13 protein-coding genes are annotated in these 15690 nt (G+C 37.3%); 6 read left to right on the top strand and 7 right to left on the bottom strand.

Annotation, left to right across the window (positions count from 1 at the left end; all coding sequences use genetic code 11):
* Positions 1–53: 53 nt before the first annotated feature.
* The 3 genes from ACKI2P_RS00925 to ACKI2P_RS00935 are packed head-to-tail and all read left to right on the top strand — an operon-like array spanning position 54 to position 1716.
* Positions 54–830 carry a TIGR04255 family protein gene (locus ACKI2P_RS00925; RefSeq protein ID WP_407374355.1) on the top strand — a complete coding sequence of 259 codons (777 nt, stop codon included), beginning with the start codon at positions 54–56 and terminating at the stop codon, positions 828–830.
* Positions 827–1321 (top strand): hypothetical protein, encoded by a 495-nt coding sequence (locus tag ACKI2P_RS00930; protein ID WP_407374357.1) that lies wholly within the window; start codon positions 827–829, stop codon positions 1319–1321. The genes ACKI2P_RS00925 and ACKI2P_RS00930 overlap by 4 nt, the downstream gene beginning before the upstream one ends.
* Positions 1322–1326: 5 nt before the next feature.
* Positions 1327–1716 (top strand): hypothetical protein, encoded by a 390-nt coding sequence (locus tag ACKI2P_RS00935; protein ID WP_407374359.1) that lies wholly within the window; start codon positions 1327–1329, stop codon positions 1714–1716.
* A 98-nt stretch (positions 1717–1814) separates the two neighbouring features.
* Here the strand turns inward: ACKI2P_RS00935 and ACKI2P_RS00940 are convergent, their stop codons facing one another.
* Positions 1815–2846, bottom strand: a complete 1032-nt coding sequence (locus ACKI2P_RS00940) for a tyrosine-type recombinase/integrase (RefSeq protein WP_407374361.1) — start codon at positions 2844–2846, stop codon at positions 1815–1817.
* A gap of 290 nt (positions 2847–3136) precedes the next feature.
* Here ACKI2P_RS00940 and ACKI2P_RS00945 point away from each other — a divergent pair, with 290 nt between their 5' ends.
* Positions 3137–4363: an FprA family A-type flavoprotein gene (locus ACKI2P_RS00945; protein ID WP_407374363.1), complete on the top strand. Its 1227-nt coding sequence runs from the start codon at positions 3137–3139 to the stop codon at positions 4361–4363.
* 52 nt (positions 4364–4415) lie between these two features.
* On the opposite strand, the gene ACKI2P_RS00950 is transcribed toward ACKI2P_RS00945, so the two are convergent.
* Genes ACKI2P_RS00950 through ileS form a run of 4 tightly spaced genes read right to left on the bottom strand, consistent with a single transcriptional unit; the run spans position 4416 to position 12190 of the window.
* On the bottom strand, positions 4416–5546 hold the full coding sequence (locus ACKI2P_RS00950; RefSeq protein ID WP_407374365.1) for a site-2 protease family protein: 1131 nt from the start codon (positions 5544–5546) through the stop codon (positions 4416–4418).
* Between the two features lie 16 nt (positions 5547–5562).
* A complete protein-coding gene (glp, locus tag ACKI2P_RS00955; RefSeq protein WP_407374367.1) occupies positions 5563–6780 on the bottom strand; it encodes a gephyrin-like molybdotransferase Glp in 1218 nt (405 codons plus the stop codon).
* Between the two features lie 23 nt (positions 6781–6803).
* Entirely contained in the window at positions 6804–8945 is a 2142-nt protein-coding gene (gene purL, locus ACKI2P_RS00960; protein WP_407374369.1) for a phosphoribosylformylglycinamidine synthase subunit PurL, read from the bottom strand.
* An 8-nt stretch (positions 8946–8953) separates the two neighbouring features.
* Positions 8954–12190 (bottom strand): isoleucine--tRNA ligase, encoded by a 3237-nt coding sequence (ileS, locus tag ACKI2P_RS00965; protein WP_407374372.1) that lies wholly within the window; start codon positions 12188–12190, stop codon positions 8954–8956.
* Between the two features lie 294 nt (positions 12191–12484).
* Between ileS and ACKI2P_RS00970 the strand changes: the two genes are divergently transcribed.
* Positions 12485–13150, top strand: coding sequence for a DsbA family protein (locus ACKI2P_RS00970; RefSeq protein ID WP_407374374.1), 666 nt, complete (start codon positions 12485–12487; stop codon positions 13148–13150).
* Positions 13151–13186: 36 nt separating this feature from the next.
* Complete coding sequence (locus ACKI2P_RS00975) at positions 13187–13513, top strand: DUF192 domain-containing protein (RefSeq protein ID WP_407374376.1); 327 nt, start codon at positions 13187–13189, stop codon at positions 13511–13513.
* Here ACKI2P_RS00975 and ACKI2P_RS00980 read toward each other — a convergent pair.
* Together ACKI2P_RS00980 and glyA are read right to left on the bottom strand one after the other, a co-directional pair.
* Positions 13499–14191 carry a dihydromethanopterin reductase (acceptor) gene (locus tag ACKI2P_RS00980; protein ID WP_407374378.1) on the bottom strand — a complete coding sequence of 231 codons (693 nt, stop codon included), beginning with the start codon at positions 14189–14191 and terminating at the stop codon, positions 13499–13501. The genes ACKI2P_RS00975 and ACKI2P_RS00980 overlap by 15 nt on opposite strands.
* A 5-nt stretch (positions 14192–14196) precedes the next feature.
* On the bottom strand, positions 14197–15465 hold the full coding sequence (gene glyA / locus ACKI2P_RS00985) for a serine hydroxymethyltransferase (protein ID WP_407374380.1): 1269 nt from the start codon (positions 15463–15465) through the stop codon (positions 14197–14199).
* Positions 15466–15690: the final 225 nt, after the last annotated feature.

Below are 15690 nucleotides of genomic sequence, written 5' to 3' on the forward strand. Positions count from 1 at the left end.
ATTAAATATACTATAATAGTTTTATTAATGAGATAATGGAGACATGAAAGGGTATGCAAAAAGGAGAAAAATACGAAAATCCTTATTTAAATGAAGTTATTTTCAGAATTGACTTTTCAAATATTAGTTCATTATATGGAAACAAAGAAGCTTCAAAAGATTTTCATAAAAAAATATCTAAAGAATTTCCTAATACAATAATTAAAAGGAATCATGAATTCAATATTGGGATTGATGTAAATACTGGAAAACCTACACAAATATCCTCTCAAGAAGGAAATTTTTTATGGGTTTTCAAAAACCGTAAACATGATAAATCTGTGGAATTAACTTCAAAAAGTCTAATTCTCCATTACAATAAAGGCGCATACACTCACTTCAGATATTTCATAGATGATGTCATATTATTACTTAATGCTTTAAAAGATTACAATCCTCAAGATTTATCTTTTTTAGGTTTAAGATATATTAACCAAATTGATGGAAAAACTATGCAGGAACTTCAAAAATGCATTAATCCAAAATATTTTAACAATAATATCAGTAATCTTGAAGAAACTGAAGAATTTATACAAGTTTTAGATAAATTATCTATAAAAAAAGAGAATTATATTTTGAATTTCCAATATGGTTTATTCAATGCAGCATATCCTGATCCAAATTTCGATAAAGATTTTATCTTGGATTTAGATTGTACAACTACTAAAGTAAAAACAATAGATGATGTTGTAGATGAATTGAAACAAATGAATAAATATGTTTGGAATAAATTTGAAGATGCAATAACTGATAGTTTAAGAGATGAAATGAACAAGGAGGAAAAGTTATGAGTAATTTTGCTACAACCACAATAAGTAATAAAAATAATGTTTCAATTTCAGGTAGTGGATTTGTAGAAACAGAAGAACAAATTGACAATTATAATCATACAAGTGATACTGTAGATTCTAGTAATTATTCAGTTACTGATATTGACAAATATCCTTCATTTATAGAATCTTTTAAAACAATTTTAAGTGATTTTGAATTGTTAAATAAAGAAGAAATCTTAAACTTTATTTTCCATAACATTGGACTTTTAGAACTGATAAAAAGTACTAAACCAATTATAAAAGAACATTTTTCTAATCATGATTATGCCTTAGAATTTAATAGCGATCCTGAAATACCAAACTTTAATCAAATAATATTATATGTAAAAGGCGACGAAGATTCTTTTGATGAAGATTGGGAAGAAGTAAAAAAAGTAAATAAAGAAATTAGAAAAACATCTCTCTATGATAATTCTGTGAAAAGTTTATTTACTGTTGATTTGTGGTAATTATTATGAGTTTTGATTGGAAAGAATTTCAGGAAGTGGGAGATGATTTAAAGAAAACTCCTCGTGAAGCATATCAGCGCTCAGCAGTAGGTAGATATTATTACTCTTGTTATATTCCAGTGAAAGATTACTTTGAAACTGTTATTCGCGGAATAAGCCATGATGAAAATTCACATCAAGCCATCATTGAAGATTTACGTAAATCTAATAACGATAAAGAGAAGGAGTTAGGTGAATCCCTATCTAACTTAAGAAGATATCGTAATAATGCAGATTACCATGAAAGTTTCAAAAAGAATAATGTCAATAAAGCTCAAAGAACTGCAAAAGATATTCACAAGTTACTTAAAGAGTTAATCAATGAAAAAAAGAAGTATGAATTTTTAAAATTTTAAAAAAAATGTAAAAAGAGGTTATAGAATATATAATCGATTTTGATAGCATTCAACATATGCCAAATACTATCACCATTATTTTATTTATATCAATACCCTTACCCTTCACTAACCATGTTTATGATGCCTAAAAGTTCTTTCTTCAAACCTCTCATCTCCTCAATTTCATTTCTCATGCTACCTACTTCTAATCTTAATGATTCATTTTCCTTTTCCATTTGAATGAACTGAGGTGATTTGATGGAAATCTTTTCAACATCAGTATTGATTGTTACTGCTGGCAGATGCTTGATATATTCAAATTTCAAATCGTCGGGGTTTGTTATGAAATATGCAGCATCTGTTTTGTTTTTGGCCTTTCCCTGCAAATCATTGACCTTGTCCAAACTCATACCACTATTATACAATGCTGATGCATGAAACTTGCGAAGCATGTGGCTTCTGAACCTGCGATACTTTCCAACTCTTCCAAGGCCTAAAGTATCATTAATCATTTCAAATGATTGCACCATATATGTCCTGCTAATCCTAAACAATGGACTTTCCTCAGTCAGAGGTTTATCCCGCAACAACAGATATGCGTTAATGGCCTTTACAGCTTCAGGACTGCAGTATGTGAGGTAATACTTGTTTGTCTTTTTCCTCAAAATACTAAATGTTGGAACAACATCATCAACACCGTTGAGATAATCTATTACATTAAAAATATCCATATTTCTGTTTGGCAAATATTCGGATAACGCTTCAATATAATCTCCAATTGTCAGGCTCAATGTTTCGGTTCTCGCACATCCGCTTGAACAGGAAAACAAAATTATAGCTTTCATTAAAGGAGAAGCAATTTGAAAAGCTTCCCTTATAACAGCCTTATCCGGCAAATCCTTGAAATATATTGGAGCAGGCTTTTGAATGCTTTTCTCATTAATCTTAGGTAATGACAATATCTCTATGTCATAGAATTTGTAAAAATACTTAATACAGTTCATTTCTTTTCTAACAGTTCCTGGAGCATAATGCTGATACATGTAATGCCTATATTCAACCAATTTTGCCTTTAATCGACTGTGTTTCCATTTTACTCCATTATTTTCATCTTCTTCAGCTTCATAAAGAAGCTCTTTTAAGCTCATACCAAAAATACTCGCAGTACTTTCTCAGCGAAAGCTCATAACTGAAAAATGTGCCCTGCGCATGGTTGCAGCTTATTGAAAAATTTTTTAATAGCTCGTCATTCATCATACTTAACACCTCTATTTTTCATAGATATAATATCTTGAGAGAGAGCGGTTGAATACTAATAAGTATCAGAACTTTTGAAACTGTTCGTATAAAACAAAATTATATATAATAATTAATATGAAAATAATAACAATTCATTAGATTTAATCAAATGAATAAAAATTTAAAATGGTAGATTAAAATGAAAGCAAATGCACAAAAAATAGCTGATGGAGTATACTGGATTGGTGTACTCGATTGGGACTTAAGAACCTATCACGGTTACACATTAGATGGAACCACATACAATGCATACTTAGTATTCGGAGAAGACAAAGTCGCTCTCATCGACAATGCTTATCCTGGAAAAACCAAAGAAATGATGGCACGTATCGACGACGCTTTTGCTCAAGAAGGAAAAGAAGTTAAAGTTGACTACATTATCCAAAATCACGTTGAAAAAGACCACTCCGGTGTTTTAGTAGACTTGCACAGAAGATTCCCAGAAGCACCTATTTACTGTACTGAAATTGCAGTTAAAGGATTGTTAAAACACTATCCTGCTCTTGAAGGTGCTGAATTCATTACTGTTGGAACCGGAGATTCCTTAGATGTTGGCGGAAGAACCTTAGCATTCTTAGATGCATTCTTATTACACTGGCCTGACAGCATGTTTACCTTACTTGCAGATGAAACCGGAATTTTATTCCCTAACGACGCATTCGGTCAGCACTTATGTTTCACCAAAAGATTTTCAGATGAAATTCCTGAAAACGTATTGATGGATGCAGCTCAAAAATTCTATGCAAACTTAATTACACCACTTTCCAAATTAGTACTTAAAAAATTAAATGAAGTAGTCGAATTAGGTTTACTTGATCAAATCAAAATGATTGCACCATCTCACGGTCAAATCTGGACCGACCCAATGCAAATTATTGGAGCTTACCAAAACTGGGCTACCGGTGTATGTGAAGATAAAATCACAATCATTTACGACACCATGCACTACTCTACCCAACAAATGGCTCATGAAATTGCAGAAGGTGCAATGTCTGAAGGTTTCGATGTAGAAATCTTCTTCTTACACGAAGATGAAAGATCTGAAATCGTAAAAAGTATCCTGACCAGTAAAGGAATTGCTGTTGGAGACCCAACAATCAACGATGTGCCATACCCAAGTATCGGAGACATCATGTACTACCTGAAAGGATTACTCTTCAACAGAACAGGTATTGAAAGAAAAGCCGTTACCTTCGGTTCAATGGGTGGAAGAGGAGGAGCTCCTGCAAAACTCGCTGAAGAATTAGGTAACTGCGGATTCGATATTGTAGACACTCAGGAAATCTACTTCGTACCGACCGCTGATGAAGATGAAGCAAGCTACGAGTTAGGTAAAAAATTAGCTCAAGCTTGTAAAGAATTATAATAAAAATAGTTTGAAAGAATTTATATTCTTTCATTCATAATTTTTTCTTTTTTTAAATAAAACCTGCAATCAGACTGAATACAATTATCATTGCCATTACAACTGACAGTGCATTGACGATTGGCTTATAGTGTTCTTCTTTTAATTTATAGCTCAACAATATTTCAACCATGTATCCTCCGTCAAGAGGCTTTAAAGGAAGTATGTTGAAAAGTCCGATTCCAAGGTTAAGCATTGCAACCCACTGGAAAAGCTCGGCAAGCACAAACAGTACCCAAGGTACAGGACCCAAGCTGTTGTCTACCATCACAAAATGCTTTTGCGCCTGAATTCCGAAAAATCCTACAGATTCGTTGTTTGGATTTTTGCCTAGCACCACTGAATATTGACCCTGGTCCGTCTGAACCGAAATGTTTTCTCCAGGTTTATATGTGCCTACAACATCCAGATAATCTGTAGTGTTGGTGATTTTGTGATTGTCAATTGCCTGAAGAACCATGCCTTCTTTCAATATGCCTTCAGACGGTGAATCCGGAACTATCCTGTCGATGGCTATTCCGTCTTCTGCAAAATAATGAGGAATGCCTGCTGAACATAATGATACAAGCAATAGAGCAATGACCGCAAGGGTAACGTTTGCAATGGTTCCTGCAGCATAAACCCTTAGCCTTGATGATCTTTTGGCGGCTTTCAGTTCATCCTCGTCAGGTTCGACAAAAGCTCCTGGAATTATGAAAAACAGCAATAATCCTATTGATTTGATTGAGATTTTCTCACCGACAGACTGAATACCATGTGAGAACTCATGTACAATCAAAACGCTTGCAAGACCTATCAGACCATAAACCAGAGGTATGTAAATCGGTGAGCCCGGAATATCAACCCCAGGAATCACAATTGAAACTGATGGGGTTTCAAATATCGACGGCAGAGCGCTTACAAGTGTCCATGTCATGAATATCATGGCTCCAAAGGCCACGAATATCCCTATATTCATGTACCAGCGCCAAAAAGTTGGAGATATATTATTTATTCTGGATATGAAGCCTCTGAGGCGCTGAGTTTTCCACATTATCACTGGAAAGCTCATCTCGACACCATGTTTGGAAAGCCTTTCATGAAATATTCCAACCAATATCCAGATAAGCGCAAAGGCTATCAAATAATAATAAATCCCATTCATTAAAATACCTCTTTACCTACCAAAGTAGTGAATCAAAAAAGACTACATCAACTATATCATCCTTTTGGTATCCTTCATCATTTTCGTCTATGATGATATAGCTGTTTGCCTCAACCATTGAACGAATAATGCCGGAACCCCTGTTGAGCACATGCTTTGCATGTTCATTGTCTGATACCGCACGGATGAAATCAGTCCTTCCCAGTTGGGAAGGTATTTTAAGCTCGGAAATCCTGCTTACAATGTTGAAGTCAAATGATCTTCCCTGCATTTCAAAAAGATATTTTCTTGCAAAAATGTCAAACTGTGACATTGCGGCAACAGGCTGTCCTGAAAATGTGAAAACCATCTTGTCATTGACGATTCCTGCACCTGCAGGTTTACCCGGCCTCATTGCAACACCGTGGAATAGTATTTCACCTATCTCATCAATGACATCCAAAACCACATCCCCTTTACTGATTGCAGTTCCTCCTGTTGTCATGATAACATCATAATCCTTTGAAGCGTTTAAAATAGCTTCCTTAACCTCATCGTATGAATCTCCGGCATGGTCAATGTCGCAGACCGCACCTGAATCCTCAACCATCGCCTTGATGGTAAACTGGTTTGAGTTGATAATTTTTGCCTTGTCAATTTCCTCTTTTGTAGGCTCAACCAGCTCATTTCCTGTTATAATCAGCTTGACTTTTGGCTTTTTGTAAACTAAAACCTTGTCATAACCTGCAGAAGCTATCAGACCCAGTTCCTGATATCTTATAAATGTATTCTTATCCAATATCTTTTGTCCTTTTTTGATGTCTTCGGATTTTGGGGAAACATTTTCTCCGGGAACCACCTGAGAATAAATTGTTAAATCTTCCCCATCTTCTGTAGTGTATTCCTTCATCAAAACAGCATTTGCCCCATCAGGAATTGGAGCACCGGTAGCTATTACGATAGCTTGACCGTTTGAGACGGTTTTATCAGAAAAATCACCTGCACCTATTGAATCGATTATCTTGAATTGTTTTGGTGCTGACTGGCCGGCGCCGAAAGTGTCTTCTGCAATCAGTGCAAAACCGTCCATCGCAGATTTATCAAATGGCGGTGAATCGTGAAAAGCCATGATGTCTTCGGCCAGAACCCTTTTGTGAGCTTCATAAATTGAAATTTCTTCTGTACCGGTCAATTTCTGATTTTCGGCAATTAGATTTGATGCATTTTTCACTGAATCCAATTTTGACAAGAACATGTTTTATAAATCCCCCACTAAAGTTATGCCATGTATTTTTCGATGACACCGTGATATGCATCGTCAAGCTCTTCAAATGTGAATTCATGTGAATTTATGACCAGTGATGTTCCCTTAACTTCACCTATGACTTTAGCTTCAACATCGATTTTTGACAGGATGTCATCAACCGCATCGGCCTTAACGGCCAACAAGTATCTTGCGTGACTTTCTGAATACATCATCTGGATTTTATCCAATTCTTCATCCCTTAACTCTACTTCACATCCAAGGCCGGACTTGATAACCATCTCAGAGAGTGCAACCGCAAGACCTCCTGCAGACACATCGTGAACTGCAGTGATGTCCTTGTTTGCATCCTCATCAATTAATTTCAATACTGTCTGACCGTTTGCGACCTCTTCATCAATTCTTATTCTAGGTGCAGTACCCTTTTCAATATTGTGGATGGTTCTGTGATATTCTGAACCGGTAAGCTCATCATATGTCTTACCTATGAGGATGATTTTGTCCCCTTCGTTTTTGAAATCCATGGTTCTGATATTTTCGATGTTTTCAACACCGATTACACCAACTGCAGGAGTAGGGTTGATTTTGATTCCTTCAGTTTCGTTGTAGAAACTTACATTACCGCTAATTACAGGTGCGTTGAAGTTTTCTGCAACAAGACTCATGCCTTCAATTGCAGTCTTGAATTGCCATAAAATTTCAGGAGTTTCAGGGTTTCCGAAGTTTAGACAGTCAACTACAGCATAAGGGGTTGCGCCCATTGAAATAACGTTTCTTATTGCCTCTGCAACACATCCTCCTGCCCCATCGAATGGAGAGAGTTTTGTGTGAATTGTATTTGAATCGGTTGTAAGAGCAATGGCTGTGTTTTCATCGATTCTTAAAACTGCAGCATCATCACCAGGTTTGACAACTGTCCTTACCTGAACTTCATGGTCATACTGTTTGTATACCCATTCCTTGGATGCGATGTTTGGACTGGACAGCAATTGTGGAAGTGAATCCTTAATTGGTGGTTCTTTTAATTCTATTTTTTCAGTGTCTTCAGGAATTTCTTTTAAAGGCCTGTCAATTGAAGGAGGGTCTGCAAGCAGAATGGTTGGAAGGTTTGCAAGTTCTTCGCCTTCATCTGAAATGATCATGTTGTTTCCTTCGATTACTTCACCGATGACAGATGATACGATTTCATGCTTGTCGCAGATTTTTTGTGCAAGCTCCACATCGGAAGGGTTTATAACAAATACCATCCTTTCCTGTGATTCTGAAAGCATGATTTCATATGGAGTCATTCCGGTTTCCCTTAAAGGAATTGCACGAAGGTCTACAAGCGCACCGTTTTTGGATGAGTCAACAAGCTCTGAAATGCAGCAGGTGAGACCTCCTCCACCTAAGTCCTTTACACCGCTTACGTTGATTTTTTCCAAAATTTCCAGGGAAGCTTCAAGAACCCTTTTTTTGGTGAAAGGATCTGCCACCTGTACGGCCGGCCTGTCTTCGGTTTCAGAGTCTGATGTGAGCTCTTCTGACGCGAATGTTACACCGTGGATTCCGTCACGGCCGGTGGTTCCTCCCATTAAAAGGAATACATCGCCGATATTTGGTGCCTGTGCCCTTACGATTTTGTCCTTTTCGACAAGTCCGACACACATTACATTTACAAGAGGATTGGTTCTGAATGATTCGTCAAATTCTATTTCTCCCGCTACGGTCGGAACCCCTACACGGTTACCGTAATCGGAAATTCCTTTTACTACATGTTCAAATAAGTATCTTGATTTTTCATCAGTTTCCAGAGGTCCGAATCTTAAAGAGTCAAGAAGCGCAATTGGCATTGCTCCCATTGAGATGATATCCCTTAGGATTCCGCCTATTCCGGTTCCTGCACCTCCGTAAGGCTCTATAGCTGACGGGTGGTTGTGGGATTCCATACCTACAGCCAATGCATATTTGTCTGTTACACTTACAAGTCCAGCATCGTCACCAGGACCTAAAATAATATTTTCTCCTTCGGTTGGAAAAGCTCTAAGGAATGGTCTGCTGCTTTTGTATGAACAGTGTTCTGAAAACATTACGTCAAGCATTCCCTCTTCCAGTTCATTCATTTTCCTGCCGAGAATTCCTTCGATATATTCAATTTCTGAATCAGATAAAGTCATGAAATCACCTATTTTTTAATTGAAATAATTACTTTTTCTCCTTCGATATCCCATTCTTTGGTATAATAATCTGAATCTTTACTGCATTGCTCTGAATCGCTGATAATCAGGTTTTTGGCCCTGACCTCATGTGAAATTATTTCCGCCTGAGGCACGATTAAATCTTTAAATTCAGGAGTAGTTTCAACATCCACGTCAATGTTTGCCTCAACGTCAAGGTCAAGCTCTTTTCTCATGTCCTGCACCCTTCTTATCAGTTCACGTGCCATTGCCTCTTGCCTAATTTCTAAAGTGATGTTGGTATTTACAAATACATTTCCTGCACTGAATTCTGATGATTCGAAATCGTCCGGAAGCTCTGAGTCAAAGAGAACTTCTTCTGAATTGAGTTCAATTCCTTCAATTGTGACTGTTCCGTTTGCTTCAAGTTCCGCCTTGATTTGGTTTCCGTCGGCTGTTTTCAATCCTTTTACGACCTTACCCATATCGCCTTTGAGTTTAGGACCCAATATCTTGAGGTTAGGTTTTGCAATGAATGACAGCTTTTCGAATTCACTTGCGCATAAAACGTCTTTTGTATTTGACTGATCTTTAATGATGTCTGTCAGCTCTTCAATAGCTTTTAATACATCTTCGTCCTGTGATACGACAGTGATATCTGCTACAGGCCACCTGAGCTTGTACTGTGCAATGTCTCTTGCCCTGATTGACGCATCAATCACTTCACGAACGACGTCCATTTTTGCCTCAAGGTTTTCATCGATTTTATCCGCATCATATTCCCAGTCAAGCATATGAATGCTTTCCGGCGCATCCGGATTAACGCCTTTTACAAGGTTTTCATAGATTTCTTCGGATACGTGCGGTGCTATTGTACATAATACTGTAATTAACTTTACGATAGCAGTGTATAAACTGTAGTATGCACCCAATTTATCAGGGTCATCGCTTTCAACCCAGGTTCTTCCGCGTATGAGCCTTACATACCATCTGCTCAAGTCGTCAAGTATGAATTCGTTGATTTTTCTGGTTGCCTTGTGGAAGAAGAGATTGTCAAGGTCTTCGGCAACATCCTTTATTAATGAATTGGCCTTGGAGATAATCCATTTATCTTCGGCCCTTAAAATCATATCATCTTCAGTTAATTTGGTCGGATCGAAGTTATCTAAAGACATGTATGTTGTTGAGAACACATAAACGTTCCATAGGATGTTAAACATCTTGTTTATGTTTAAAAGCTCTTCCCATACGAACTTGAGGTCGTCCCATGGTTTTGATGCCCAGAGAAGATAGAATCTTAAAACGTCCGCTCCGTACTTTTCAATTACCTCTTCAGGTGATACTACGTTACCCAGTGATTTTGACATCTTGTTTCCGTTTTCATCAAGGACGAAACCGTGCATCAATACTTTCTGGTAAGGACTTCTGCCCATTGATATTACTCCTGTTCCAAGCTGTGAGTAGAACCATCCTCTGGTCTGGTCGTGCCCTTCTGTAATGAAATCATATGGATACCAGTCTTCGAACTTGTCTGATTCTTCAGGGTAATACAGTGAAGCCCAACCGGCTACACCTGAGTCAATCCATACATCCAGTACATCAGGAATCCTTCTGATTGCTTTTCCGCACTTGTCACATTTGACCTCAACCTCATCTACATACGGCCTGTGTATGAGTTCGGCATCTGAAACGTTGATTTCATTTAATGCTTCCTCTTTCAATTCACTGAGAGAACCTATTACTTTCAGTTCACCGCAGTCAGGACATTCCCATATAGGTATCGGAATACCCCAGTACCTTTGCCTTGAGATTGTCCAGTCACGAGCATTGTCCACCCAATCGTGGAAACGACCTTCACCAGCCCATTTTGGAATCCATTCGACCTTTTCAATTTCATCAAGCATTTTCTGCTTGATTTCTGTCACTTTCAAGAACCACTGTTTTGTAGCCCTGTATATGATAGGAGTTTTACATCTCCAGCAGACCCCATACCTGTGCTCGATGGTTTCGGCTCTGTACATCAGGTTTTTGTCTTGTAAATCCTCGATAATTTGGGAGTTTTCTTCTTTGGTAAATTTGGTTGCGTATTTTCCTGCATCTTCTGTAAAGCATCCGTCCTCTCCAACAGGACAGAATATTGGTATTTCGTTTGCCTGACCTACTTCAAAATCGTCAGGACCGTGGCCAGGTGCTGTGTGTACAAGACCTGTACCTTCACCAAGCTCAACGTGGTCTCCAGGAAGGATTTTATGGACGTTTTCTATTTCATCAAATTCCGCATGGATTGGAACCTCATCCATCAGGATGTAATCATAATCCATTCCAACCAGGTCTTCGCCTTTGACGGTTTTTACAACTTCATACATCACTTCTTTTTCTTCAATGATTTTGTCCTCTTCATCTTCGTTTTCTGCAGGGATTTTTGTTCTGTGGATTTTAATCTGTTTGCCTAAAACAGTTTCCATAAGGTTTTCGGCTAAAATTAATGTTTCGCCGTCTTTTGAAACGTAAACGTAATCGAATTCAGGGTTTACACAGATTGCCATGTTTCCAGGAAGTGTCCATGGAGTAGTAGTCCAGACAAGGAAATATGTGTCCTTTTCACCTTTTACAGGGAACTTTATGTAGATTGAAGGGTCAACCTTCTCTTCATACTCAATTTCAGCGGCGGCCAGTGCAGTTCCACAGTGAGGACACCAGCTGATAACCCTCTGGTCATTTACAAGCAGGTTCTGCTCGTTTGCCCTTTTGAGTGTCCACCAGGAAGATTCCATGTATTTAGGATCAAGAGTCATATACGGGTCATCCCAGTCCATCCAGACACCAAGCTGGTCGAACTGCTCTTCCATTGCGACCTTGTTTTCCATAGCAAATTCACGGCACTTGTCTACGAACTTGTCAATACCTATGTTTTCCTCAATGTCCTGTTTGGACTGGATATCCATAAGATGCTCAACCTTGTTTTCGATTGGAAGGCCGTGCATATCCCAACCAGCCTGTCTTCTGAGGCTGAATCCATTCATGGACTTGTATCTGAGATATGAATCCTTTATGACCTTGTTCCATGCAGTTCCAAGGTGTATTTTTCCACTACAATATGGCGGTCCATCCAAAAATGAATATCTTGGACCTTTTTCCCTAAGTTCATTTACCTTTTTGAAAGTTTCTTCTTCTTTCCAGAATTTCTGAACTTTCTTTTCTATTTTATCGTGATCGTATGATTTATCTGCCTCTTTTATTGGCATTGTAACTCCTCAAATTTAATAGTTTATAATATGTATTCTTTTGTTTAAGATAATAAATAAAGTTTATTGCAAATAACAGATATTTTAAAAATTTAAAAGATTTTCTTAAAAAAGGATTTTCGCTTCTAAAAAATTGGTGAAGATAGTAAAAAAATTATATACAATCATCTCTAAAACTAATATTATGAGTTTTATTAAAAAATACAACCTAATTTTCAAAATAGCTGACAATATCGTTAAAATCTACAAACTTAAGCATGAGGAAAAAATCAAAAAATCCAAAGAGGAAGAAAAATGAAAGTACTCTTCTGGAGCGATTTCAACTGTCCATATTCATATATCGGTATTAAAAGGTTAACTGATGCTTTAAATGAACTGAATCTGGATTATGAACTGAACATGAAACCATTTGAACTGTATCCTACTCTGTTCAATGAGCCAACCAACTCAATGACAACAGAATATGTCCTGAAATACGGCATTACACCAAAAGAAGCTGGAGAAAAAATTTCAGAAATAGAAAAAATCGCTTTGGAAGACGGATTGGAAATTAATTATAAAGACGTTAAAATAACTTCCTCAAGGCCGGCGCACAGACTCGTGAAATACGTCCAGAACAGACACCCTGAAAAGGTAGGCGAACTGATTTTCAAGATTTTTGAGGCAAACTTTATTGAAAACAGAATAATAGCCGACATCAATGTACTAACCAGCATCGCAGCGGATTTGGATTTAAACCAAAAAGAAATTGAAGAGATGCTTAAAGGCAATTCCTACGATTTTGAAGTGCAGATTGACGAAGAAGATGCAATAGTTATGGGAGTGGATGCAATCCCATTATATATCCTTTCATACAATGAAGAACAGCTGACCATACCTGGAGCATATGAAAAAGAGGATTTCAAAATAGCCCTCGAAGATATGATCAGCGGCAAACTGGCATCCAAGACATTTCTCTAAAAAAGTTTAAATAGATTGAAAAAGATATTAAACTTAATGATTTTTAATAAAACCACCAACCAACACTATAATATTAAAATTATACATGCATATTCTTTTTTCAAGCGTTTTAAAGGATTAATGGGAAAAAAGAATTTTGATTTTGCAATGCTTTTTTCAAACCTTAAGGATTCTAGCATCCACACACATTTCATGAGATTTGAAATTGATGCATACTTTCTGGATGAAAACAAAGTGGTATTTGAAAAGGTGAGTCTTAAGCCATGGAAATTTTATAAACCTTCAAAAAAAGCTAAATATATACTGGAAACAAAAAAAGATTTGCTAAAAATAAAAATAGGTGATGAACTAGAATTTATCTAGAATTTCATCAGGTTTTTCAAATATTTGAATATTATCGATAGTGGATAATTTGCGGGTGTTTTCAATGTCAATATCCCTCATATAGATTGTTATGACCTTACCTTCTGAAATGGCATCATTCGGACAGGAATTTCTGCAAAGTCCGCAGCCGATGCATTTTGAAAGGTCAATTTCCTCATGAGGTATGATTGCACCCTGCTCGCAAACAAGCGCTGCTACGCAGTCATCACAGCCTTCACATTTTGAAAGTTCAAGCTTTGACGGTAAAACTGTGTCGATTGGTCCCGGATGGATATCGACAGGAACCATATATACAGGAACAGCTCCCTTTCCGGCCTGTGCAACTGCATTTGTAACGAGAGTGTCTGCAATTCCATAGACGATTTTTGAAACCGTATTTGCTGTAGCCGGTGTTACTATAAGCAGATCATATTTTCCTATTGACAAACGGCCTGTAATTGGATATGAAAATTTTTGATTGGTGTCTGTGGCCAATTCATGATATTTACCGCCAGTCAAACGTTCAACACGTTCATAAAGTCCATACATCTTAAGGACTTCCTCTGCTGCTCCGGACAGTAAGATTGTGAGTTCATGTTCACTGGCTAATTTCTCGGCCAGATGAACGGACTCCCGAAGAAGGTGTCCGGCTCCAGTAAATGCAAATGCGATTCTCATTGTATCTATAATCTGTGATATTTGTAAGCATCCCTGTCTGAGAATGCGTAATCTAAAGTTGTGTACTGGTTCATGAATTCAGCTACTTCATCAGCAATGTCTTCCTTGTCAACTGCCACACGTTTGATGAATCCTGCAACTTCTTCCATTTCTTTTTCTTTTAAACCTCTTCTTGTGATTTCCTGAGTACCTATTCTGATACCTGATGGGTCATCGGAGTTGTCCCTGTCATCACCAGGAAGGAGGTTTTTGTTAAGAATTACATTATTGTCGGCAAGTTCTTTTGCAATGTCTGATGCTGATCTGATTGATCTTAAGTCCACAGCAATTTGGTGGGACTGGGTGAAACCTAAGTCTTCACATAACACGTCAAATCCAAGTTCATACATTGCCTGACCTAAAGCCTGTGCATTTTTGATTGTTTGTTTTGCGTATGCTTCACCGAATTCAAGCATTTCAGCTGTAGCAATACCTAAACCAAGCAAGTGGTGCAAGTGGTGATTACTGACAACACCTGGGAAAACCGCATTATCAATTATTTCTTCGTTTTCCTTGTGTGAGAGAATAATTCCTCCCTGTGGACCTGGGAATGTTTTGTGTGTACTTCCCATCATAAGGTCTGCACCTTCTTTTAAAGGTTGCTGGAATTGTCCTCCAGCAATAAGACCCATTACATGAGCCCCATCATACATGACTGTTGCTCCAACTTCATCTGCAGCCTCACGAGCTTCTTTTATTGGATGTGGGAATAAGAATAAGCTTCCACCGAATAAAACAATCTTTGGTTTTTCTTCCAAAATCTTTTTGTTCATTGCGTCGATGTCGATGTTCATTACGTTTTTGTCCAATGGATGGAATACTGTTTTAAGGCCTCTGATACCGGCAGCACTTACATCTGCGTGTGAAATGTGGCCTCCGGAAGGTACTTCAAGTGCCATTACCTTTTCGCCCGGTTTGGCAAATCCGAAAAATGCTGCGAGGTTTGCAGTTACACCGGAAACAGGCTGAACGTTAGCATAGTCACAGTCATATACTTTGCAGGAAAGCTTTTTGGTCATGTCTTCGACCAGGTCGACATATTGGCATCCTTCGTAGAATCTTTGGAAAGCCTGACCTTCAGCGTATCTGTGTGCAAAATCTGTTGCTAGTGCTTCTGTTACTTCTACACTTGTAACGTTTTCAGAAGCGATTAAATTGATACTGTTTCTCATATATTGAGTATGTTCTTTTGCTATTTCTTCAAACTTTAAAATTTCTTCATGATAATTAGCCATTTAATACACCTAATATCCAATTATATATTTATGATTTAATTTTTGTTTATCTTCTAATATAAGAGTTATGAAAATTATAGCATCATGGATAAAATTATCTGAAAAAAAATAATATATGAGTCTGTCCAATAAATAATTTTTTCTAATTTTTTATTTTTTTACTAATTTTTCGTTGTAGATTTGCTTATTTTAAATATTGATTTCTAAAAAGTAGTTAATTATAAA

The sequence above is a fragment of the Methanobrevibacter sp. genome (assembly GCF_045541095.1).
Classification (GTDB): domain Archaea; phylum Methanobacteriota; class Methanobacteria; order Methanobacteriales; family Methanobacteriaceae; genus Methanocatella.

Coding starts and splice junctions, on each gene's coding strand:
- ACKI2P_RS00925 (WP_407374355.1), top strand. CDS start 54: ATGCAAAAAGGAGAAAAATACGAAAATCCTTATTTAAATGAAGTTATT.
- ACKI2P_RS00930 (WP_407374357.1), top strand. CDS start 827: ATGAGTAATTTTGCTACAACCACAATAAGTAATAAAAATAATGTTTCA.
- ACKI2P_RS00935 (WP_407374359.1), top strand. CDS start 1,327: ATGAGTTTTGATTGGAAAGAATTTCAGGAAGTGGGAGATGATTTAAAG.
- ACKI2P_RS00940 (WP_407374361.1), bottom strand. CDS start 2,846: ATGAGCTTAAAAGAGCTTCTTTATGAAGCTGAAGAAGATGAAAATAAT.
- ACKI2P_RS00945 (WP_407374363.1), top strand. CDS start 3,137: ATGAAAGCAAATGCACAAAAAATAGCTGATGGAGTATACTGGATTGGT.
- ACKI2P_RS00950 (WP_407374365.1), bottom strand. CDS start 5,546: ATGAATGGGATTTATTATTATTTGATAGCCTTTGCGCTTATCTGGATA.
- glp (WP_407374367.1), bottom strand. CDS start 6,780: ATGTTCTTGTCAAAATTGGATTCAGTGAAAAATGCATCAAATCTAATT.
- purL (WP_407374369.1), bottom strand. CDS start 8,945: ATGACTTTATCTGATTCAGAAATTGAATATATCGAAGGAATTCTCGGC.
- ileS (WP_407374372.1), bottom strand. CDS start 12,190: ATGCCAATAAAAGAGGCAGATAAATCATACGATCACGATAAAATAGAA.
- ACKI2P_RS00970 (WP_407374374.1), top strand. CDS start 12,485: ATGAAAGTACTCTTCTGGAGCGATTTCAACTGTCCATATTCATATATC.
- ACKI2P_RS00975 (WP_407374376.1), top strand. CDS start 13,187: ATGATTTTTAATAAAACCACCAACCAACACTATAATATTAAAATTATA.
- ACKI2P_RS00980 (WP_407374378.1), bottom strand. CDS start 14,191: ATGAGAATCGCATTTGCATTTACTGGAGCCGGACACCTTCTTCGGGAG.
- glyA (WP_407374380.1), bottom strand. CDS start 15,465: ATGGCTAATTATCATGAAGAAATTTTAAAGTTTGAAGAAATAGCAAAA.